This window comes from Elizabethkingia bruuniana (assembly GCF_002024805.1).
GTDB classification, from domain to species: Bacteria; Bacteroidota; Bacteroidia; order Flavobacteriales; family Weeksellaceae; genus Elizabethkingia; species Elizabethkingia bruuniana.
In genome coordinates, this window is sequence record NZ_CP014337.1 from 1,983,817 (window position 1) to 2,004,847 (window position 21,031).

The 21,031-nt window shown below is 34.7% G+C and carries 25 protein-coding genes; 19 read left to right on the top strand and 6 right to left on the bottom strand.

The window, feature by feature from the left end:
* Nucleotides 1-157: 157 nt before the first annotated feature.
* The 5 genes from AYC65_RS09240 to AYC65_RS09260 all read left to right on the top strand — a co-directional run bounded on the left by AYC65_RS09240 (nucleotide 158) and on the right by AYC65_RS09260 (nucleotide 3,092).
* Nucleotides 158-1,288: an acyltransferase family protein gene (locus AYC65_RS09240; protein ID WP_034870451.1), complete on the top strand. Its 1,131-nt coding sequence runs from the start codon at nucleotides 158-160 to the stop codon at nucleotides 1,286-1,288.
* A gap of 90 nt (nucleotides 1,289-1,378) precedes the next feature.
* Nucleotides 1,379-1,951 carry a hypothetical protein gene (locus tag AYC65_RS09245; protein ID WP_078674531.1) on the top strand — a complete coding sequence of 191 codons (573 nt, stop codon included), beginning with the start codon at nucleotides 1,379-1,381 and terminating at the stop codon, nucleotides 1,949-1,951.
* Between the two features lie 12 nt (nucleotides 1,952-1,963).
* Entirely contained in the window at nucleotides 1,964-2,377 is a 414-nt protein-coding gene (locus AYC65_RS09250; RefSeq protein ID WP_034870453.1) for a hypothetical protein, read from the top strand.
* A 95-nt stretch (nucleotides 2,378-2,472) separates the two neighbouring features.
* Nucleotides 2,473-2,682 (top strand): DUF1040 family protein, encoded by a 210-nt coding sequence (locus AYC65_RS09255; RefSeq protein ID WP_034870454.1) that lies wholly within the window; start codon nucleotides 2,473-2,475, stop codon nucleotides 2,680-2,682.
* The gene (locus AYC65_RS09260) at nucleotides 2,679-3,092 is read left to right on the top strand and encodes an RDD family protein (protein ID WP_034870455.1); all 414 of its coding nucleotides are present in this window, start codon (nucleotides 2,679-2,681) and stop codon (nucleotides 3,090-3,092) included. The genes AYC65_RS09255 and AYC65_RS09260 overlap by 4 nt, the downstream gene beginning before the upstream one ends.
* A gap of 227 nt (nucleotides 3,093-3,319) precedes the next feature.
* Here AYC65_RS09260 and AYC65_RS09265 read toward each other — a convergent pair whose 3' ends face one another.
* The 4 genes from AYC65_RS09265 to AYC65_RS09280 form a co-directional block, all read right to left on the bottom strand.
* Nucleotides 3,320-3,841, bottom strand: a complete 522-nt coding sequence (locus tag AYC65_RS09265) for a GNAT family N-acetyltransferase (protein WP_034870456.1) — start codon at nucleotides 3,839-3,841, stop codon at nucleotides 3,320-3,322.
* A 208-nt stretch (nucleotides 3,842-4,049) separates the two neighbouring features.
* Nucleotides 4,050-4,838, bottom strand: coding sequence for an SDR family NAD(P)-dependent oxidoreductase (locus tag AYC65_RS09270; RefSeq protein WP_034870457.1), 789 nt, complete (start codon nucleotides 4,836-4,838; stop codon nucleotides 4,050-4,052).
* 123 nt (nucleotides 4,839-4,961) lie between these two features.
* Complete coding sequence (locus tag AYC65_RS09275; RefSeq protein WP_034870458.1) at nucleotides 4,962-6,047, bottom strand: helix-turn-helix domain-containing protein; 1,086 nt, start codon at nucleotides 6,045-6,047, stop codon at nucleotides 4,962-4,964.
* Between the two features lie 180 nt (nucleotides 6,048-6,227).
* Nucleotides 6,228-6,503, bottom strand: coding sequence for a hypothetical protein (locus AYC65_RS09280; protein WP_131828162.1), 276 nt, complete (start codon nucleotides 6,501-6,503; stop codon nucleotides 6,228-6,230).
* Between the two features lie 171 nt (nucleotides 6,504-6,674).
* Here AYC65_RS09280 and AYC65_RS09285 point away from each other — a divergent pair, with 171 nt between their 5' ends.
* The 4 genes from AYC65_RS09285 (at nucleotide 6,675) to AYC65_RS09300 (ending at nucleotide 11,622) form a co-directional block, all read left to right on the top strand.
* Nucleotides 6,675-8,933, top strand: a complete 2,259-nt coding sequence (locus AYC65_RS09285) for a family 20 glycosylhydrolase (RefSeq protein WP_034870460.1) — start codon at nucleotides 6,675-6,677, stop codon at nucleotides 8,931-8,933.
* A 167-nt stretch (nucleotides 8,934-9,100) separates the two neighbouring features.
* Nucleotides 9,101-9,769: a MarR family winged helix-turn-helix transcriptional regulator gene (locus tag AYC65_RS09290; RefSeq protein WP_059333753.1), complete on the top strand. Its 669-nt coding sequence runs from the start codon at nucleotides 9,101-9,103 to the stop codon at nucleotides 9,767-9,769.
* A gap of 1 nt (nucleotide 9,770) precedes the next feature.
* Nucleotides 9,771-10,328, top strand: a complete 558-nt coding sequence (locus tag AYC65_RS09295) for a lipocalin family protein (protein WP_034870461.1) — start codon at nucleotides 9,771-9,773, stop codon at nucleotides 10,326-10,328.
* On the top strand, nucleotides 10,318-11,622 hold the full coding sequence (locus tag AYC65_RS09300; protein WP_034870462.1) for a cryptochrome/photolyase family protein: 1,305 nt from the start codon (nucleotides 10,318-10,320) through the stop codon (nucleotides 11,620-11,622). The genes AYC65_RS09295 and AYC65_RS09300 overlap by 11 nt, the downstream gene beginning before the upstream one ends.
* 43 nt (nucleotides 11,623-11,665) lie before the next feature.
* Here the strand turns inward: AYC65_RS09300 and AYC65_RS09305 are convergent, their stop codons facing one another.
* Nucleotides 11,666-11,824: a LuxR C-terminal-related transcriptional regulator gene (locus AYC65_RS09305; RefSeq protein WP_078674530.1), complete on the bottom strand. Its 159-nt coding sequence runs from the start codon at nucleotides 11,822-11,824 to the stop codon at nucleotides 11,666-11,668.
* Nucleotides 11,825-11,899: 75 nt separating this feature from the next.
* Nucleotides 11,900-12,433 (bottom strand): helix-turn-helix transcriptional regulator, encoded by a 534-nt coding sequence (locus tag AYC65_RS09310; RefSeq protein WP_052114734.1) that lies wholly within the window; start codon nucleotides 12,431-12,433, stop codon nucleotides 11,900-11,902.
* Nucleotides 12,434-12,753: 320 nt separating this feature from the next.
* On the opposite strand from AYC65_RS09310, the gene AYC65_RS09315 reads away from it, so the two are divergent.
* The 10 genes from AYC65_RS09315 to AYC65_RS09360 all read left to right on the top strand — a co-directional run bounded on the left by AYC65_RS09315 (nucleotide 12,754) and on the right by AYC65_RS09360 (nucleotide 21,012).
* On the top strand, nucleotides 12,754-13,104 hold the full coding sequence (locus tag AYC65_RS09315; RefSeq protein ID WP_034870464.1) for a hypothetical protein: 351 nt from the start codon (nucleotides 12,754-12,756) through the stop codon (nucleotides 13,102-13,104).
* A 190-nt stretch (nucleotides 13,105-13,294) separates the two neighbouring features.
* Nucleotides 13,295-13,861, top strand: coding sequence for a DUF3347 domain-containing protein (locus AYC65_RS09320; RefSeq protein WP_034870465.1), 567 nt, complete (start codon nucleotides 13,295-13,297; stop codon nucleotides 13,859-13,861).
* 1 nt (nucleotide 13,862) lies between these two features.
* Nucleotides 13,863-14,321: a heme-binding domain-containing protein gene (locus AYC65_RS09325; RefSeq protein WP_034870466.1), complete on the top strand. Its 459-nt coding sequence runs from the start codon at nucleotides 13,863-13,865 to the stop codon at nucleotides 14,319-14,321.
* An 86-nt stretch (nucleotides 14,322-14,407) separates the two neighbouring features.
* The gene (locus AYC65_RS09330; RefSeq protein ID WP_034870467.1) at nucleotides 14,408-14,623 is read left to right on the top strand and encodes a (4Fe-4S)-binding protein; all 216 of its coding nucleotides are present in this window, start codon (nucleotides 14,408-14,410) and stop codon (nucleotides 14,621-14,623) included.
* A gap of 255 nt (nucleotides 14,624-14,878) precedes the next feature.
* Complete coding sequence (locus tag AYC65_RS09335; RefSeq protein ID WP_034870468.1) at nucleotides 14,879-15,781, top strand: ABC transporter ATP-binding protein; 903 nt, start codon at nucleotides 14,879-14,881, stop codon at nucleotides 15,779-15,781.
* A gap of 4 nt (nucleotides 15,782-15,785) precedes the next feature.
* On the top strand, nucleotides 15,786-17,969 hold the full coding sequence (locus AYC65_RS09340) for a thioredoxin-like domain-containing protein (RefSeq protein ID WP_034870469.1): 2,184 nt from the start codon (nucleotides 15,786-15,788) through the stop codon (nucleotides 17,967-17,969).
* Nucleotides 17,970-18,097: 128 nt separating this feature from the next.
* Complete coding sequence (locus AYC65_RS09345) at nucleotides 18,098-18,739, top strand: hypothetical protein (protein WP_052114735.1); 642 nt, start codon at nucleotides 18,098-18,100, stop codon at nucleotides 18,737-18,739.
* A complete protein-coding gene (locus AYC65_RS09350; RefSeq protein WP_034870470.1) occupies nucleotides 18,718-19,551 on the top strand; it encodes a hypothetical protein in 834 nt (277 codons plus the stop codon). The genes AYC65_RS09345 and AYC65_RS09350 overlap by 22 nt, the downstream gene beginning before the upstream one ends.
* A 176-nt stretch (nucleotides 19,552-19,727) precedes the next feature.
* Nucleotides 19,728-20,483: an SDR family NAD(P)-dependent oxidoreductase gene (locus AYC65_RS09355; RefSeq protein ID WP_034870471.1), complete on the top strand. Its 756-nt coding sequence runs from the start codon at nucleotides 19,728-19,730 to the stop codon at nucleotides 20,481-20,483.
* 31 nt (nucleotides 20,484-20,514) lie between these two features.
* Nucleotides 20,515-21,012 (top strand): class I SAM-dependent methyltransferase, encoded by a 498-nt coding sequence (locus AYC65_RS09360; protein ID WP_034870472.1) that lies wholly within the window; start codon nucleotides 20,515-20,517, stop codon nucleotides 21,010-21,012.
* Nucleotides 21,013-21,031 lie beyond the last annotated feature (19 nt).

The window sequence follows — 21,031 nt, forward strand, 5'->3', positions numbered from 1 at the left end:
ATCAAAATCATAAATACAAAACCAAAACAATTGAAAATAACAACGTATATAAACAATAAATTATCAACTCATTATATAAAAAGCCTATTGTTTATGATAAAATAATTTTAGATATTTGACGCCAAACTAATAATTCATTTAACAAACTGAAATACTGATGAGTAACGCTACTTTTTCTGATTCTAAAAAACATTATGAAATACTGGATGGTCTGCGCGGAATAGCTGCTATAATGGTGGTTATGCTTCACATTCTGGAAATATTTGCCGGCGGGGATCATACGAAACTTATGATAAACCACGGCTACCTTGCTGTAGATTTTTTCTTTCTCTTATCTGGTTTTGTAATTGCCCATGCCTATGATGACCGCTGGAACAAAATGACTATTGGCCAGTTTTTCAAAAGAAGACTTATCCGGCTTCATCCATTAATCGTTGCCGGGATGACGCTTGGCGGAATATTTTTCTATTTCAGCGAATCAGCTGTACTCTTCCCTATTGTAGGAGAAACTCCGGTATGGAAGCTAATATTGGTTATGCTTATTGGCTATACACTTATACCTGTTCCATTATCTCTGGATATTCATGGCTGGGGCGAGATGCACCCGCTTAACGGACCTGCATGGTCTTTATTCTACGAATATGTAGGCAATATTCTGTATGCCCTCTTTTTAAGAAAAGCGTCTACAACTGTACTCAGTATATTGGTTTTGTTATCCGGAGCATTTCTGGCTTATTACACCATAAGCAGCCCGCAGGGTGATATTATTGGCGGATGGTCACTTACCAGTGAGCAGCTTACAATAGGTTTCACAAGACTACTCTACCCTTTTCTGGCTGGTTTATTACTACACCGTATATTTAAGCCAATGTCTCTGAAGAATGGTTTTTTACTATGCAGCATTCTATTGATTGCTGTTTTAGCAATGCCAAGAATTGGAGGAAAGGAACATTTATGGATGAACGGAACCTATGAATCCATTGTTATTATATTTATATTTCCGTTAATTTTATTTCTGGGTGCCAGTGGTAATATTCAGGGGAAAATAGCAACTAAAGTATGCAACTTTCTTGGGGATATTTCTTACCCGCTTTACATCACCCACTTCCCTGTTCTTTACGTTTATTATGCATGGGTTGTCAATAACAAAGTAACATTGGATCAGGCCTGGCCTGTAGGCGTTGGTATTTTAACCTCAAGTATTCTGGTTGCCTGGTTATTACTTAAGTATTACGACATCCCTGTAAGAAAATGGCTTACCCAAAAGTATATGAATCCTAAACATTAATATAATACAGCTAAAAGATTTTCTTTTGGCTGTTTCTATTTTTAACTAACCTTAGAAATATTGTTTATATTTAAAAAGTATTCAATTACTATGAAAAAGATTCTATTTATTCTCTTTACTCTTATGTTCTTATTATCCTGCAATAACAAAATCAAGGAGAATATACAAGAAGATCCTGTTCCAATATTAATCGCAGTTGGTTATTATCCGACATTTCATCAGTCTATAGAAACAATCATTGATTTAAAAGGCAAATATATTTTATTCTATTCACCAAATTCTTTTCTTCCGGAACCACCACCGCCTCCCTCTAAGAATAAGGAACATTACCAAGAGGAAAAAAATAAACACCAGCAATATTTGGCAATGCATCCAAAACCAATTCCGTTCAAAACATCAATTGAAGAAAAGGATATGCAAAAGATTAAAGAAATTCTTAATAGTTTTCAGAAAGAAGATTTTGAAGATAAAGATATGCTTACAATTGACGGGATGTTCATTAATATTGTTATCGCTTATTCTAATGATGAAATAAAGCAAATAAGACCATTGAATAACCCTACTTTAAAACAAGAAGAGCTTTACAAAGAAATACTCAATTTACTCATGTCGAAAAACACTAATGAAAATAATTCCATTATTATACAAAACCTTATTCGATAAAAATCACAATCAATGAAACTTGAAGAATTTGAAAACTTCATTATACTAGATGAAACACCCGAATTATTATTGGGTAACATATATGAAGCAATTTATCTGGTAAATAAGAATAATAATGAGTTTACTTTTATAGATGAAATGTATGGAGATCCATATTGCGGTATAATTTGTACTGATAACAATTACTGTATTATTGGTGGGCATTACCTTTTCCTTTGGGTAGATGGTGAATCAATAAGATTTGAAGATTTAAAAGACATCTATGATATACGAAAAGCATCAGATAATGAATATGAAATTTTAACTGATCCTTGGTCTGAAAACTCTTCCATCTGGATTTTTAATGTGATGAACAAAAGCTTCATTAAATTAAGAGACTTTGATAAATACAGAAATACAGAATATACTAATGATGTAATCTGGTAAAATATTTAGCCCCTTAAAAAAAGACCTTAGCATACAAAAGATTATCAGATAGTCAAAAAATTAAAAAAGATATTATAATAGTAAAAAAACTTCCAATGAGAAAACCCGACAGAATAAAAATCGTACTCGAACAAATAGAACAGCTATGGATGTCAAATCCAGATTTTCGGTTTGGTCAACTTATTATGGTTATTGCCCAAACAGGCGAACATAATCCTAAATTATTTCATATGGAAGAAGATGAACTTTTAGAGAAAATCAAAGTACTACAAAACCAGTTAGAAAATATAAAAACTAAGGAATGAAGGAAAAAAAATATATTATGGAACGAGCTATTGCAGGATTTATTGATTATTCGATAATTATAGCCATCACTATATTTTATATTTATACTTTTGGCAAACCTGATCATGTTGGTACATATACTGTAACTGGATTATTAGCATTAACTCCATTTTTATTATGGCTTATATATTTCATTCTGATAGAAGCTATATTGGGGGCAACTTTGGGACATATTATTATAGGTTTAAAGCCTGTACATTATAATACTGAAAAACCTGTAACATTAAAACAAGCAGCTATAAGACATTTATTAGACCCCGTAGATTATTTCTTTTTATTTGGTTTAGTAGGAATTTTTTCAATTTATTCCTCACCCAAAAGTCAGAGAGTTGGAGATCTATTAGCTAGAACAAAAGTTCTAAAATCATAATTTGATTGAGCATTAACAAATGAAAATTCTTTTGTGATGTAAGCCAAAGTCCAAAAGTCCAAAACTGCAAAAGTTACAGTTTATGAGTTTTGTTGCTTCCGACGGATTTTCCTCTATATAGGTAAATATTATGAAATATGATAATAAATTCAAAAACCGATATCCAAAGCATTAATATAATACAGCTAAAAGATTTTCTTTTGGCTGTTTTTATTAAAAAAAAGAAGCTAATCGTTTATAGGTTTATTTTCTATTCTGAACACTAAACTATTTGCTTCATTTTCCACATCGTTTAGTTCACTAAACAATTCTAATCCGGACTTTTCAAGCACTCTAATTGAAGATAGATTTGAAGGTCTAACTAGAGCATATATCTCATTTTCAACTAATCTATTAAACCCAAATTCAATTGCCATTACAGCTAACTCTGTAGCATAGCCTTTGCCCCAGAAATCTTTATCGAACCTATATCCCAAATTCAATCTTAAATGATTAGCATATTGTTTATAATTTAGACCTCCAAAACCTATTATATATTTTGGATTTTTTTTCTCAGCAACAGACCAAACACCAAATTTATGTTCTTGCCAATGTCTAATTATATTTCCAAAATTACTTATTGCAGCCTCATATTTCATAGCCCCACTTGGATTATATAGGTTATTTTGCGGGTCAGCATTAATAGCAAAATACCTATCAAAATCATCTTGATTCGGTTCGGTCAGGATTAATTGTTCTGTATATATCATTTTGATTAATTCGATTTTCTATAAAAAGATTTTGTAAAAACAATGTAACCAAAGTTTAAAATGCCTACCTGCTAATACATATCTTTTAAGTTTATACTTATAAATAAAAGTACAAATAACTTTATCAAAAGATCTCAATATCACTATTTTTTAATTGTAAAATTATTGTGTGAGCGTTAATTATAATGAACATAAAATTAATATTGCTTTATGATGTTGCAATACTAATCTCTTTTCTTATTTTATTTGTCAGCATAGGCATTTTAAGCCAGATTGGTAATATTTTTAGGAGCAGCCAGCTGATATGATTAACCATAATAACAGTATCTCTTTTTTTAAGTCTTCGGATACAATATCGGGCAACCCGCTGTGGATCCAGACAGGTTATTCTTGCCCAAAATCCCTGTTCTTCAATTCTGCGGCTTACTTCAGCATTTGTTTTCATAGGCCCGGGGTTTACAACACTTACAAAAACATTGGTATCTTTCAGTTCCTGATATAGCCCACGGGAAAAAGAGTGAATAAAAGCTTTAGAGGCAGGATATACAGTTTTATATCCTATTGGAGAAAAAGCAGCAAGACTGGAAACATTGAGCACATAGGCCTTGGAGCTTTTCTGCAAATTAGGCAACAGCTGATGTGTTAACAATGAAGTTGCCAATACATTAAGCTGAATAATCTTTTCAATATAACTTCCGGAAGCATCACTGAATTTTTTGGAGCCACCGATCCCAGCATTATTAATCAGCATATGAATGCTAAATCCGGAATTAATCCATTCTGTAAGATCCAGTACATTTTCTTTTATACTCAGATCAGTTTCATAGTAACTTACTTTTACAAAATATTGAGACTCTAGGTCTTCTGCAAACTCTTTTAGATTTTGTCCGGGTAAACTTACAAGAATAAGATTATTATTTTCTTTAGCCAACTCTTCTGCAAAAGCTCTTCCCAGCCCCTGGCTGGCTCCTGTAATTACTGCATACGAATCTTTCATACTCCAAATATTATAGCACAAAAGTAGATTAAGCAATAAGTGGGAATGCCCTGCTTTATCAATCGGAACAAAATCACACAAACTAATTAAATCATTGATTTACAACAATAAAAACAAACAACTTTATAAACCGGAACGTTTTTTTCGGTATTCTGTAGGTGTAAAAGAAGTTATTTTTTTAAATGCATTATTGAATGATGTTTTCGAATTAAACCCGGCTTCATATCCTATCGCCAATATCGTATATTGTTTGTAAGCAGGATCTGTTAATAATTCCTCTGCTTTTTTAACTCTGTATTTATTGACAAAATAAAAGAAATTCTCCTCAAAGCCCTGATTCAAAGCATAAGAAAGCTGATGTGCTGAAACATCCATTTTTGAAGCAAGCCTAATCAGATTCAGCTCACTTTCCAGATATGGTTTAGCAGTCTCCATAAGAATGGTAAGTTTTACCTTAAGGTCTTCAAGCTCCATATCATCCATCAGTTTATTTCTTACACCAGATGTAGCTTCAGAAAATTCTGTTTCGATATCGTCTGCTCCTAATCCTATTGGATAAATCTCTTTCTGCTGAATCGTGTAATAAGCAACAATATAAACCACCAGCATAAAGAAAAGGCTGATATAAATATTAAGTGCTCTTTCACCAGAAAAGATATTGTAAAAAGCTGTGGTAACCGATGCCGCAATAGTAGCATAAATAATCCAGGTAATCCAATTAAGGTCTATATTCTCTTTACTGGAAGCAAAAGATTCTATATTTTTTCTGTGTTTTAAGATTTTCAGATAAGATAACCCGGTATAAAATAATGCATTCCCCAGAACCAGAGAAAGGTATATAATATGGAATTGCCCCGTATTTATCACCGGTCTGCTGCACAATAATATCAGAAATAGAAAAGCTAATATAAGATGTCCTGTATCTCTAACTCTGTATTTATAATATGGATTGGAATAAAAATGAACACTCTGATAAAAAATTAGTGGGGCTAAAAACTGAATGAATCGGGTAATGATATAAACAATATGATTTTGTAATAAATCCCCCAATAACAAATCGTCCCAAAAGAAGCTTGACCAGATGAGTAAACATATTCCGAAATAAAAATTGGGTTTCCTGTTTACCCTGACAGCATTACTCAGCATAAGGAAAGACAATAGCAATAATCCACCAGCTGTAAGCAAAAGAATCAACAGGTTTATATCCATCGGGTTATAATAAATACTTTGCTGGCTAAATTACTAAATGCTACGATACTTTGTAAAGATAAATTATGTTAATAAATAAAGAGACCTATTCAGCTCAGTGAATTAAGTCTCTTCTTTACATCAGACATTTTATACAAATACTCGTTCAGAGTATTTACTATAATTTCCATTAAAATAGAACTAACCCTGTATACAGTAATACGGCGGGCCAGCACAAGGTTCGTTCTGAACAAATGTTCCCCATGGGCATATACAGGTATATGATGGTCCACCAGGGTTTCCACCGCCACCACCGCCACCGGGACCTGTATAAGGAATGCATTTACCGCCTGAACAAATTTCGCCTGCGGAACATCCACCTGTACCCGGTCCTTCTCCTTCAAAACAATAATAAGGACCATCACCAGCCATAAAGCTACGCTGGATTGCTCTTGAAAGTTTTTTAAGATTTTTCATATTAAACATTTTAAAGATTAGTAATCAAATATAATAAAAAACGAAAGTACAAAAACATAAATACCTGAAAATCATTCAAATAAAATCAAAAAAAAATTACATAGAGCCTGAAAAAAAATAACATAAGACAAAACAGAAAAAGCCCTACTTTTGAGGAAAACTAATTTAAACATGAAAATACTTTCCACAATTTTCACTTGTGTCATGGGTTCTTTGATCTTCTCGGCACAAGAATTACAGACTCCCGCTCTCATTCCATATCCTACAAAAATGGAAAAAACCAACGGGAATTTCTCTCTGGAAAACAATATGATAACCTATTTCGTAGAAGCTAAACAACCATGGAATCGAGCGGAGAGTTTTATCCGTCAATCACTTTTCAGTACATCAGTCATCCGGAAAAAAGGCAACTCTGTTCAGGCAGATCTTCAAATAAAAATTCAGACAGACCTAAAGCCAGAAGCCTATAAACTGCATATTACCAATAATAAAATTGAAATATCGGCGTCAGCAGAAGCGGGTGCTTTATACGCTCTGCAAACGCTGCAACAGCTTTATCAGCTTTCCGGAAATACAAAACTTCCGACACTTACTATACAGGACAGCCCTGCATATAGCTGGAGAGGTGCAGAACTGGACGTTGCAAGACATTTCTTCTCCAAAGAATATTTATACAAATTCATTGATTTACTGGCATCATACAAATTCAACAAACTACACCTGCATCTTACCGATGACCAGGGATGGCGTATTGAAATAAAAAAGTATCCAAAACTAACAGAACAGGGAGCATGGCGTGAGTTCAACAATCAGGACCTTGCATGTCTGGAAAAAGCAAAAGAAAATCCGGACTTTGAGTTACCTAAAGAGCACTTGCGCACTATAAACGGAAAGCAACAATATGGCGGCTACTATACTCAGAAGGACATTAAAGACATTGTAGCCTATGCATCTTCACAAAATATTGAAATAATTCCGGAAATCGACATGCCCGGGCACATGATGGTTGCCACTGCTGCATATCCTGAACTTTTACTGGACGGGGCTACTTCAGGATGGGGAAAACAATTTTCAGTTCCCATTAATCCGGCCAAAGAAAGTTCTTATCAGTTTATTGAGGATGTATTAAAAGAAGTTATGGATTTATTTCCTTCCCGCTACATTCATATCGGAGCAGATGAAGTGGAGCAAACCAGCTGGAGCAAATCGGTTCTTTGCCAGAAACTAATGCAGAAAGAAAAACTAAGCTCTCTACACGATCTTCAAAGCTATTTCGTAAAACGTGTGAACACATTTATCCAGTCAAAAGGAAAAACAGCTATTGGCTGGGACGAAATACTGGATGGCCCATCCGACCCAAGCATGACAGTCATGTATTGGCGTGGCTGGAAAAAGAATGCTCCCCTGGAGGCTGTAAATCGTAATCATCCTCTGATTATGTCCCCAACCAATCCGTTGTATTTTGATTACTTGCCCAACAGCAGCTCATTGGAAAGTGTATATAACATGAAGGTTATTCCTTCCGATATTCCACAAAATAAACGTAATCTAATTATGGGCGCACAAGCCAATATGTGGTCGGAAATGATTCCGTCTCGTGAACGACTGGAATTTATGATCCTACCCCGCTTAACAGCTCTTGCGGAAAGGATCTGGACAAACAGCGATATGTATTCGTCTTACCAACAGCGGGTCATCCAACATTATAATCTTTGGGATAAAAAAGATTACCGTTACCGGATGCCGGATCTAACTGGCTTTGCCGATGAACAGGTTATTGTTGACGGACAGTCCGTATTAAAAATAAATAATCCATTAGCCTCTAGTAAAATACACTACACAACGGATGGCTCATTACCTGCTATCTCTAGTCCTGTATTACAAAACTCATTAACCATCCGCGAGCCTGCTAAAATCCGGTTTGCAACAATATCTTCATCAGGAGCAAAAAGCGAACTTTATCAGGTACAGGTAAAACAGGGCAAATGGCATCCGGCTATAAAAGTAAAATCGGCTACTCCGGGGCTAAATGCTACTTTCTTCTCAGGGGTATTTCCAAATACAAAAGGCATTAAAGGAGAAACAGTAAAGAATGAAATTATCTCTAATGTAAAACTGAGTGATACCATAAAAATGCCAGCTTTTGGCACTAAAATAAAAGGTTTGATCCGCATTCCGGAAAAAGGAATTTATAACTTCTACTTTACATGTGATGATGGCGGTGTTTTAAAAGTTGCGGATCAATTAGTTGTCGATAATGATGGCCAGCATGCACCGGTTATGAAAAGCGGCCAAATTGCTCTGGAACAAGGTTATCATCCGATAGATATAGATTTTATTGAAGCAGGCGGTGGATTCACACTAAAGCTTTATTACAGCGTTAACAGTTCTGAACCTCAACCGATTCCGGATAATTGGTTCTATCATTAAAACTGATCTAAATAATTATTTAAAAAAGGAAAGCAAAGCTTTCCTTTTTTATGTCCATTAATTCCGGCATAGTATCTTTTTATACTTTATGTAAATCAATAAAGTACAATAACATTCTAAATTAAAAATAATTAGTATATTTACATACCATTAAATTTACTTTTGCGATGGATTATACACTGCTAAAAGATGCAATAAAGCTTGTTGAACAGTTTGAAGCCGAATTAAAAAAATCAAATCAGTATGATCATGATATTGAAAGCTTTAAACACTGGATTGCGGATCAAGTAACAGAAGAAGAGTCTTTTACTGAACCTTATTGGGAAGGAAAGGAAAACAAGAGAACGCCGGAAAGTGTTATCAGTACACTCATTGTGCATATGAACCGCTATGCTAAAACCTATTCTAAATCCGCCATATTTGGCTCAGCTTTCTCTACACAGGAAGAATTCATATATCTTATTAACCTCAGAGCTTTTGGCGGGATGACCAAAATGGAGCTTATAAAAAAAAATATTCAGGAAAAGCCTGCCGGAATTCAGATTATCAACAGGCTTCTTCAACAGGGATGGATAGAGCAATCAGATTCCGCAACGGATAAAAGAAGTAAAATTATTCAAATTACCCCACAAGGATTACATGCTTTGGATGCTCAAATGGAAAAAATACGCCAGGCAACACAAATTGTAGCTGGCAACCTTACTTACAAAGAGAAAATGAAATTGATTGAATTATTAAATAAACTCAATGAGTATCATCATCCAATATTTACTCAAAATATAGACTCCTCTGAACTTTTGGATAAAGTTTTTGAAAACAACTATAAAACGGTATAAAATGAAAAATAAAATCATACTTGGTGCAGCCTTTACGCTTACCACACTAGCACTACTATCCTCTTGTTCCAATATTCCAAAAAATGCTAAAGCTATTGAAAAATTCGATGCTGAACGTTATCTCGGAACCTGGTATGAAATTGCCCGTTTCGATTATAAGTTTGAAAAGGACTTAGATAATGTAACCGCACAGTATAGCTTTAAAGAAAATGGAGAAATTAAGGTTCTGAATAGTGGTTACAATACAAAAACCAAAGAATGGAAATCGGCAACCGGAAGCGCTAAATTCAGAAAAGATAAAACAACTGCCGCACTAAAAGTCAGCTTCTTTAAACCTTTTTATGCAGGTTATAATGTTATTGCTATAGATAAAGATTATAAATATGCTCTGGTTGCAGGGCAAAATCTGAAATACCTATGGTTACTTTCCCGTGAGAAAACAATACCCGAAAACATTAAAGAAGAATACCTTAAAACAGCTCAGTCAATAGGTTATGATACTTCTAAATTAATCTGGGTGAATCAGGATAGAAGCAATCCTTTTATACATGGAAAATAAAGTTGTTATTTACTGGTTCCGCCGTGACCTCCGACTGGAAGACAATAAAGGATTACAGCAAGCTTTGGCTAGCGGTCTGCCTGTATTACCTGTATTTATTTTTGATACTGATATTCTCAACCAGCTAAGCGATCCCTGTGATCGCCGTGTAGATTATATCTATCAGGCATTAATATCATTTAACGAGACCCTTCATAAATATCAGTCTACACTTCAGGTTTATCATGGTAAGCCTCTGGAGATTTTTGAACAAATTACAACACAATATCAGGTACAGGCGGTATACTGCAATCGCGACTACGAACCTCAGGCAATAAAAAGAGATCAGGTGGTAAAAGCATTTCTAGAAGGACATGCTATTCGTTTTTACGATTTTAAAGACCAGGTTATTTTCGATCAGTCTGAAGTTGTAAAGGCAGATGGCCTACCCTATACGGTCTATACACCTTTTGCTAAAAAATGGCGGAGCGAACTTCAACCGGATCATTATACAGCAACAAAAGTAGATTTATACAATTTTTATAAAGCTAGTCCGCAGGAAATTCTCTCTTTATCGGACATTGGTTTCAAAAAAACAGATATTGTATACCAAAAACCAGAGCCAAATCTTGAAGTTGTAAAAGATTATAACCAATACCGTGATTTCCCCGCCTTGGATAAAACTTCCCACCTAGGCATAGCTTTAAGGTTTGGGACTATTTCAATACGGGAATGCGTTTCTTTTGCCATTAAACATAACGATACTTGGTTATCTGAACTTATCTGGCGAGAGTTCTTTATGCAGATTCTTTATCATTTTCCGGAAGTTGTTCACCGCAGCTTTAAAGCTCAATATGATTATATTGAATGGCGGAATAATGAAGAAGAATTCCAGTGTTGGTGTAAAGGCGAAACAGGCTATCCTATAGTAGATGCCGGTATGCGACAGCTTAACACAACCGGATTTATGCATAACCGCGTAAGAATGATTGTTGCAAGCTTTTTGTGTAAACATCTTCTTATCGATTGGCGCTGGGGAGAGGCTTACTTCGCAGAAAAACTTCAGGATTATGATCTGGCTGCCAATAACGGCAACTGGCAATGGGCAGCAGGTTGTGGCTGCGATGCAGCTCCTTACTTCCGAATTTTTAATCCAACTGCTCAAACCCAGAAATTTGACAAAGACTTACAGTATATAAAAAAATGGAATCCGGACTTTCAACAAAACATAACCCCTCCTATTGTACAGCATGAAATGGCCAGACAACGTGCATTAGTAGTTTATAAAAAAGCGTTACAAAATTCCGGGCAATAAAGTATTTCGCATTATTATATTATGATATACCAATACTATATCATCAAATAAACAGAATATTGTATTTAATAACATAAGCAATAAGTTCCGAAGAAATCTTAGTATTTGTTTTCTTTCTTAGATTTCTCTTATGGTTCGGTACAGTATGATACGAAATAAACAACTTTTTGGTAATTATTGGAACATTATTTCCCTGAGTCATCAATTGAAGATTTTTCCCTTTTGGTAATTACGGGTATATCGATATACTCTGACTCAATTTCTTATTTGAAACATATTAAAGCAGCAGCAGGTTATAATTGATTACATAAGCCACAAGTGCAGACGATGTACTGCAATTGGTTTTTCTTCTGAGATTTTTTTTATGATTCTCAACCGTGTGATAAGAAATATTTAATTTTTCGGCAATTTTAGGAGTATTATACCCCTGAATCAAAAGATAAAGTATTTCTTTTTCACGTTTTGTAATTTCCGGAACATCTATTTCAAGTTCCTTAGGTTTCCGCTCTAAATACTTAAAATGGTGATTTTCGTTATCGTCGAAACCCAGAGCTGAAATAAAAGGCTGGCTTGAAATAGCCAGATGTGATAAATCGTAAGTCACAGATAGTGCACTATCTATAATACCCGGTACAACAGAATACGGAAAATACTGTATCGATGTCCACCGATATTCTTTATTTTTATTTTGTATTCTGGTATAAATACTCGTTACATATTTATCACCAAAAGAAGGCTCTGTATTAAGGTACACTTCATTAACTGCTGCAGAAGCCGCAATCCAGTATTCAGCATCTTCCGGGTGGAGCAAAGTCTTTAGCGTTCCAGCATCACTGGCTAGCCACTCTTCTTCAGACGGATATCATATTGTACTTTTTATGGCTTTCAGTTTTATCGCTATCGGTGTTTCTTCCGTATTATTGTCCCTGGAATTTAAAAAAGTAAATAAATACCATACAAGGATAAAAAAATTAATGGGAAATAGACACACTAAACTCATCCTGTGAATAATTTGCAGTTCCTGCTATCAGCAATATAACAGGCATTAGACTATTTTCAGTAGCTGACAAATAATTAAAGCTAAATAAGGTCTTGCAATTAAAATAAATTTTTAAATTTGTTTTTGTTAATATGTTGCAATACCGATTCATACTTATAATCCTTTTAGGATTTCTCTTTATCCCCGGGAAAGTTACTGCCTGTGGTATAAATATAGTTCCTGTATCGGAATCCGGCTATAAAGCCGGATTATCAGAAAAAGAATATTGCAATGGCTGTGAAGGCTGTAATTCCCGACAGGATCGCCAAAACTGTACAGAACAATGCAAATGCCTTACTTGCTGTATCACCACCCTTCTTCCTGATCCACAAAACTTTAGCTTTGAAAAAACGATGTACTATAATAGGTCATCTTTCATTAATCCTGAATACACTATTTCTAAAGGATTTCTTTTTATCTGGCTTACCCCTAAAATAGGCTAATCTCATTACGTATAGCCCAAATTGTATTTTGTCCGGAGCAATATTTACATCATAAAATGTGATGCAATTTTACTTTGCTTAATCAGGACAACTGCGAACCATCAATCAATATACCCGCTTATATTCTGGGTGCAATATTTCAGCCTCATATAACAGGGGCAAATAACTAATCTAAAAAACATACTCTGAAATGAGAAATATCATCATAACAATACTTATAGGGCTAAGTTTATTAGCCTGTGCCGATAAAAAAACAAAACCAGAAAATAATCTGTTACAAAACGCTAAAGATAAATCTGAAACAAAAGAAGAAACTGGAAATTCGTTTTCTGTAAAAGAGATTATTAGCAACTATCTGGATATAAAAAATGCTCTGACAAAAGATGACGGAAAGGCTACTGCTGAGGCCGCAAAAAAGCTATTCGAAACTTTAGAAACTATCAAGGCTGATGCTTTGGACAAGGAAAAGAAATCCGTATTTATCGACATCTATGAAAGCATGCGTGAAAATGCCGAGCACATTAGTGCCAATGCCGGAAATGTTGAACACCAAAGAGAACATTTTGCACTATTAAGCAAGGATATCAATGATTTTACTGATAGTTTTGGTACAGCAGGTTTAAAGCTTTATCTGGATTTTTGTCCCATGTACAATAAACAAAAAGGTGCTGTATGGATCAGTGAAAAGAAAGAAATTATAAATCCATATTACGGGCCAAAAATGTCTGACTGTGGATCTGTAAAAAGAGAATTGTAAAATGATGAAAGTAATCAAAAAAATATTCTTTGCGGGAATTATTCTTTTATTGTTTTTCCAGTTTTTCCAGCCTGTCCGGAATATAAATAAGGGACAGGCTCCTTCTTCTGATTTCATGCGAATTTACGATCCGCCTATAAGTATAGAGCGCACATTGCTAAACTCATGTTACGACTGCCACAGCAACAATACCAACTATCCTTTTTATTCTTATATTCAGCCTGTAAGTTACTTTCTGGAAATGCATATTAATAAAGGCAAACAGGAACTGAATTTTAACGAATGGGGAAATTACAGCAGCCGTAAGAAAAGAAATAAACTAAGCGCGATAAAAGATCAAATAGAAAATAATAAAATGCCTCTTCCTTCTTATTTAGGGATTCATAAACATGCTAAGCTATCCGAAGCACAAAAGCAAGAGCTTTTCAAATGGATGGAATCTATCAATATGAATGATTAATTCTCTATTTATGGTGGAGCTTTTTGCTATTTATAATCAGCATTTTTTGCTTAACTTTATGTTTAGAACAATAAGTAACAAATAAGATGGAAACAAAAGAATATTCAGAAAACAAGGATATCACAGTCCTTTGGACTCCTTCACGTTGTAAGCACGCCGGAGTATGTGTAAAGACATTGCCTAAAGTATATCATCCGAAGGATAAACCCTGGATTACACCTACAGAAGCTAGTGTTGAAGAACTAAAAAATCAGATTGAAAAATGTCCAACCGGTGCATTAGGATATCGGTTAAATCATTAGCTGTAAAAAGGAAAATGATAGGAACGAATTATAATTTCGTCTTTATTTTTTAATACAATATAACAGATTTTTAATTTAGATAACCTTACAGGCTTTAAATGCTTGTAAGGTTTTTTATTAAACACTCAGGAACTCCCACCCACAAGCGGTTTACATAACCTACCCTTCTCCTTACTGCATCTGAGTTTCATTTTTTTTTGTAACAATTCTGTTTTACCCAAGACTGATCAAGCAAAAGAAATCACATTATAAGTTATGGAGAACACAATTGAAATTAAAGATTTAAGTTTCTCTTTCAATAAGGGAAAGCCTATATTAAAGGACCTGAATATTAATGTTCCGAAAGGAAGTATTTTTGGTTTTTTGGGTGCAAATGGTGCTGGTAAATCAACAACCATGAGATTCATCATCGGTGCGTTTACCGATACCGACAAAACCATCAGGTTATTTGGTCAGGATTTAGAAACTTTCTATCCGGAAGGCTTTAATAAGATTGGCTCATTGATAGATTATCCTGCATTCTACGATCATTTATCCGGCTGGGACAATCTTATGGTCCTTTCACAACTAAGACAGCTTCCAAAACAAAATGCCGAAGAAGTTTTACATCTCGTTGGCTTATGGGATGCCCGGAACACCAAAATGAAAAAGTATTCTCTGGGAATGAAGCAGAGACTTGCTATTGCAATGTCTCTGTTGGGAAATCCAGAGCTTTTGATTCTGGATGAACCTGTAAATGGCTTGGATCCAAACGGAATGATAGAAATTCGGGAATTGCTTCTGAAACTAAATCGTGAAAAAGGAATTACCATTTTCATATCCAGCCACCTGCTTCAGGAAATCGAAAAAATGATTACACATCTGGCCATTATTTCTCATGGTGAAATAAAGTTTATGGGAAGCAAGGACGAGTTGAACACCCTTTACCAATATAGCCGTGTAAAAGTTGGTATAAATAACGCGCATCAGTTTATAGATAAGATACCCTCTGTATACAGTCCAAAAATCATTAATGAAAACACCATGGAATGTGCTGTAGGCAGCAAGGAGGAGGTGATTGCACTAAACAGCCTTCTCGTTTCTCAACAAGCTGAAATTTTCGAACTAAAGAGTAATACTGGTCTTGAAGACTGGTTTATAGAACTAACTAAAAACTAAACCAATGAAAAAACTATTGATTGCAATACAAGTAGAATGGTTAAAGACCAAAGGTTTAGGATTGGTATACCTTGCTATCGCCATAGGTGCTGTTATGCCTCTTTTAGGATTTATAACAGACTTTTTCCAGGATCACAATACCGATGCGGCTACATTAAAATATCCGGTTATTGAAACTGCCGTACAGGACTCACTGAAAGGCTTCGTTATGTTTTTCTTTTTGTTGTATATTATTATTTCAGCAAACAGAATTGCCCAGACTGACCACAAAAATGGTGGATGGCTGCTTATGGAAACCCAACCTGTAAGCAAGCTGAACATCTATATGGCCAAGTATATCAACCTGGTTATTATGGCTTTTATCTGTGCCGTAAGTTTTCTGTTGCTGACAGCTCTTGTTGCTGTTGCCCAATACTATATATATCCTGATCCAGCTAAAATATTAGATCTTAGTTTTATATGGTCATGCGAAACCCTGTTCAGGATTATGGTATCAGCATTAGGGATTATAGCCTTGCAGCTTATGATTTCTGTTATAATTTCTGGATTTATATGGCCTTTTTTATTGGGAATATTAGGCCTTATTCTTAATATTTTCTCTCTTGTTCAGAGGATTAATATAGAATATTCGCCATACAATGTTTTCTACATTATGAGTAAAGACAATAATGTCAGAAGTCTTAATCATCTTGTTTCTTATTCAGAATACCTCAGTTTATTCTGGATGCTTGTCTTCCTTATTGCCGGATATTACTGGTATGCAAAAAAAGGGTTTCGCAGCGCTTTTATCAGTAACAAAAAATCTCTTTTTATAAGTATTATTGCTGTAATCATTTTCGGAAGCATTTTCTACACAATGACAAAACCTGTTATTCCTAAAATCAATCCGGAGCTTACAAGCATTACCGGGAAATTTGAAACTGATGTAAAAATAGATTCTGTACGTATTTTCACTAAAGACTTTCATAAAAAAATAGCATCAATACCTGTTACAAATAATCAGTTTAAATGGGAAACAAAAGAGAATATTCCGATGGATGAATATGTTATGGAGTTCGGAAATAAGAAATATCCATTGGTATTTGGCAAGGGTGACTGGTTTGATCTATTCTTCCGTCTGAATGCTACAAAAATGCTAAGCTATGTAAAAAGCAACAGAAAAGCGGAACAAAACTATATTGATACAGAAGAGGACTTTGCCGGAAACTTCCAATACCAACTGGACAATAAAGAGTTTAAAAATCCACAGGAATTCTATAACAAAATAGAAAAGGAATGGAATGACAGTAAGAAATACCTTAGTAAATTCGCTACATCTGAAAATTTTGGTCTTTCTAATGAATTTAAGGAATACAGAAAACAGCTTTTGGCTATAAAGTTCCTTAGCAACATTGAGAATTACAGAAAAATATCCGATGCTGCGCCTGCTCCGGAGGAACTCATGAATGAATTGCAAAATACCGTAAAAAGCCCGGTTCGTCTGCTGAAGAAAAACGACAACTATCTGGATTACAGATTAAATCAGCTAATGGCCGGACAAGCTAATGCAGAAGGCAATGACAGCCTTATTTTTAATAAGCTCAATACACTTCCGGCAGGAATAGAAAAAGACAGACTTGTTGGCACACAACTTTACAAATCTTTGGAACTAAAATCTGATAGTGCTTCGCGCAATAGTCTGTACCGTTCAGAAATTAGCTATATAGAAGATAAAGAGGTAAAACAATATCTTAAAAGCAAATTAACGGCACTAAATCAGAGCCAGAAAGGCATGCTCTTCCCTGATCTTAGCTTTACAGATCACACCGGAAAAGCACAAAAGCTTTCCCAGTTCCGTGGAAAATATGTCATTATCGATTTATGGGCTACCTGGTGCCAGCCTTGTCTGGAAATACGTCCTGCATTTGAAGCCAGAGAAAGAAGTTACAAATATTATCAAAATATTAAATTCATTTCTATTAGCGTAGATCAGGATCAGCAAAGGTGGAAAAACTTCCTAAAAACCAAGCCATCAAAAACACTACAATGGCATCTGGCTGATTCTAATAAGTTTGCTATGGAATATGGTATACAGGGAATCCCGAGATTTATTATTCTGGATCCGGAAGGCAAAATCTATAATATGAATGCACCTTCACCGAATGAAGATAACTTTGTTGAGATCATGAATCAGATCAAAAAAAATTAGCTTCATTATAAATAAAACATCAACCTTGTCCATGTTATATAAACGGACAAGGTTTTTTATTGATTGTCCTAATCTTCGAAACAATATTTCTCCAAAAAATGAATAATCATTAGCTTTTATTATATTTGATGGCACCAAAAAAACATCACCCTTTGACTTCTCAATACTCTTATGAAGATTTCAGGCAGATAGAAATTAAAAAGCTAAAGCAGTTAAGAAACACTGTTTATATTGCTCTCATTGCCCTAGATTGTGGCATTTTATTCTTCTTCATCTACAATTTTTATTTAGCATATACCAGTCGGAATATAACAAAACCATCTTTTATTCCGTATATTCTTCCTACTGTATTATCTATTCAGGCAATATTATTACTGGCTATAGGCCCACTTATTTATATTACCTGCAATAGGTTCAAAACATTTATTGGCATTCTAAGAAGCCTGAATAAAGAATATATGATATTGTACCAGATCTATATTTCAAAAATTGCTCGTGTCTGGGCGGGTATTCCGCCTTATATATTCACAAAAGATGGATTTATCATCCTAAGAACATTTAGAAATAAGAGTATTCCTTATCAACAGATTATCCGTGTCAGCACTAAAACAATAGAAATTCCAGGTGCTTCATTTAAATACAGATTACTAATTGATACAGAAGAGCATGCAAGCTTTACATTCAATTTTACACAGGAAGTTCAGTCGGTATTTGCCACTGAAAATATAAAATTAAAAAATCCTGACGTATGGATAAATCGCCAGAGATGAAAAAGAAAATACAACCACAAATCATTAAGAAAAATAATAACAAGAGAGAAATACTCATTGGGATTATCCCCTCTGTTATAGCACTACTTCTCTTTGGACTGAGCTTTATAATTCCTTCTATTCCGGAAAAAATGAAGCTTACAGTAATGCTGTTAATTTATTTTTGCCTTACATTAATTGTATTTATTGTATCTCTTTTTCGTTCTCCTAATAAGTTCACTATGTCCTGGGCCATTCCACTCGTTATGTTCACTTTATTTATGGGAGCGGACAGCGTATGGCAGAGCGAATTATTATGGAATAAAAATTATCCTATTATTTACAGTATTAATACTCTTATAATATTGCTTTTCATTGTAGTCTTATGTCATAGCAACAAAATCAGAATAAAACCCCTGATTCAGGAATTTATACAAAAAACTGAACCGTTATATGAAAAAATAATAGTTGTTTTGACTGTCTTTATTTTTATAGCAGCTGCCTGGTGGATTATTAACCAGATTATATGCACTGCCGCCTATTATGTACCACAACAGCAAGCTCATTATACTGCAGAAGTTACCGGAACAGGTACCGCCAAGGGTAAATATTACAGACATCGTTACTGGAACATAGCGCTTAGTAATGGAAAAAAAGAAGTTTTCTGGGTTTATGCTGCAGCCAACACCGATACAGGATATACATGCAGTACCACTCCAGATCCGGAATCAGGAGCAGTACTATATATAAGTGGCAAACAAAACTTTCTGGGTTTTTCTTATAAGAAGGTAGACAGCATTATAGGAAAAGAAGGCAAAAAAATATGCCCCTAGAATATTTCAATTGAATGTATGCTTTTCTAATATAATATTTGCATTATATACTTTGTGATAATATCTGATGATATTAATATTATAAATACGATACATAGTTAAAACTAACTACCTCCTGTTTTTTGCTGATTTATTTTATAATAACTTTGATAGTCCAATCAATAAAAACATTAATTATGAGTAAAATTGCAGTCGTAACAGGTGGAAACCGTGGACTAGGAAAAGATATGGTTCTTAATCTGGCTAAAGGCGGAAAAGACATAATATTTACATTCAACAGCAAAGAAGATGAAGCTAATGAAGTGATAAAAGAAGTAGAAGCTTTAGGCAGAAAAGCCGCAGCAATTCAGCTCAATGTGGAAAGACAAAGCAGTTTCGATCTTTTCTTTGATCAGCTATCCAATGTACTTAATAATCAATTTGATGGCAATAAAATCGATTATTGGGTGAACAATGCAGGAATAGGACTTCCAACCCTTCTGGGACATACAGATGACAAATCTTTTGATACGCTTATGAATATTCATTTAAAAAGCCCTTACTTCCTTGTACAGAGCGCTATAAACTTTATGAATGATGGAGGAGGCATTGTGAATATAGGAACCGGACTTACCAGGTTCTCCATGATTGGCTACTCTGTGTATGCAGGGTTAAAATCCGCCATGGAAACCATAACAAAATACTGGGCAATGGAACTGGGTAACAGAAAAATAAGAGTAAATGCTGTAGCTCCGGGTGCTATCGAAACAGACTTTGGTGGCGGTGCTGTACGGGATAATGCAGAAATCAATAAAAATATTGCAGGCGGAACTGCTCTCGGCAGAGTCGGTCTTCCGGATGACATAGGCTCGGTAGTAGCTTTCCTTTGCTCCGATGAGTCAAAATGGATTAATGGCCAGAGAATAGAAGTTTCCGGGGGTATCCACTTATAAAAAGGCTTTGACTCTTACTGAAGCTATCAATATGATTAATCCCGCATTTCAGGATTCCGGAAAGATTGAAAAATGGACGGATCTGGGGTGTGGAAAAGGTTTGTATACAAATGCCTTGGCAGAAATTCTTCCTGGCGGCAGTGAGATTTATTCTATAGATAAAGATAATCAAACTCTCCCGATTGTAAATCCGGAGATTAAAACTGAATTTATTCAGCATGACTTTTCCAAAGATCTTCCAGTACATATAGAAAATCTGGATGGTATTCTAATGGCAAACTCTCTTCAATATATTCTGGATAAAGAGCAGCTTCTCAGGAATCTTAAGTTAAAAATGAAATCGAAAGGAAGGTTTGTGATTATTGAGTATGATACTCAAAGAGCAAATTCATGGGTTCCCTATCCTATAAACTTCATTGAATTAAAAGAGCTTTTCGCTAAGTTGGGATATCCTAAAATCGAAAAAATTGCCCGGCGCAAATCTGTTTATCAGAATAATGTGATGTTTACTGCTGTCGCTGAATATTAGAATCGGTTCCGAAACAATT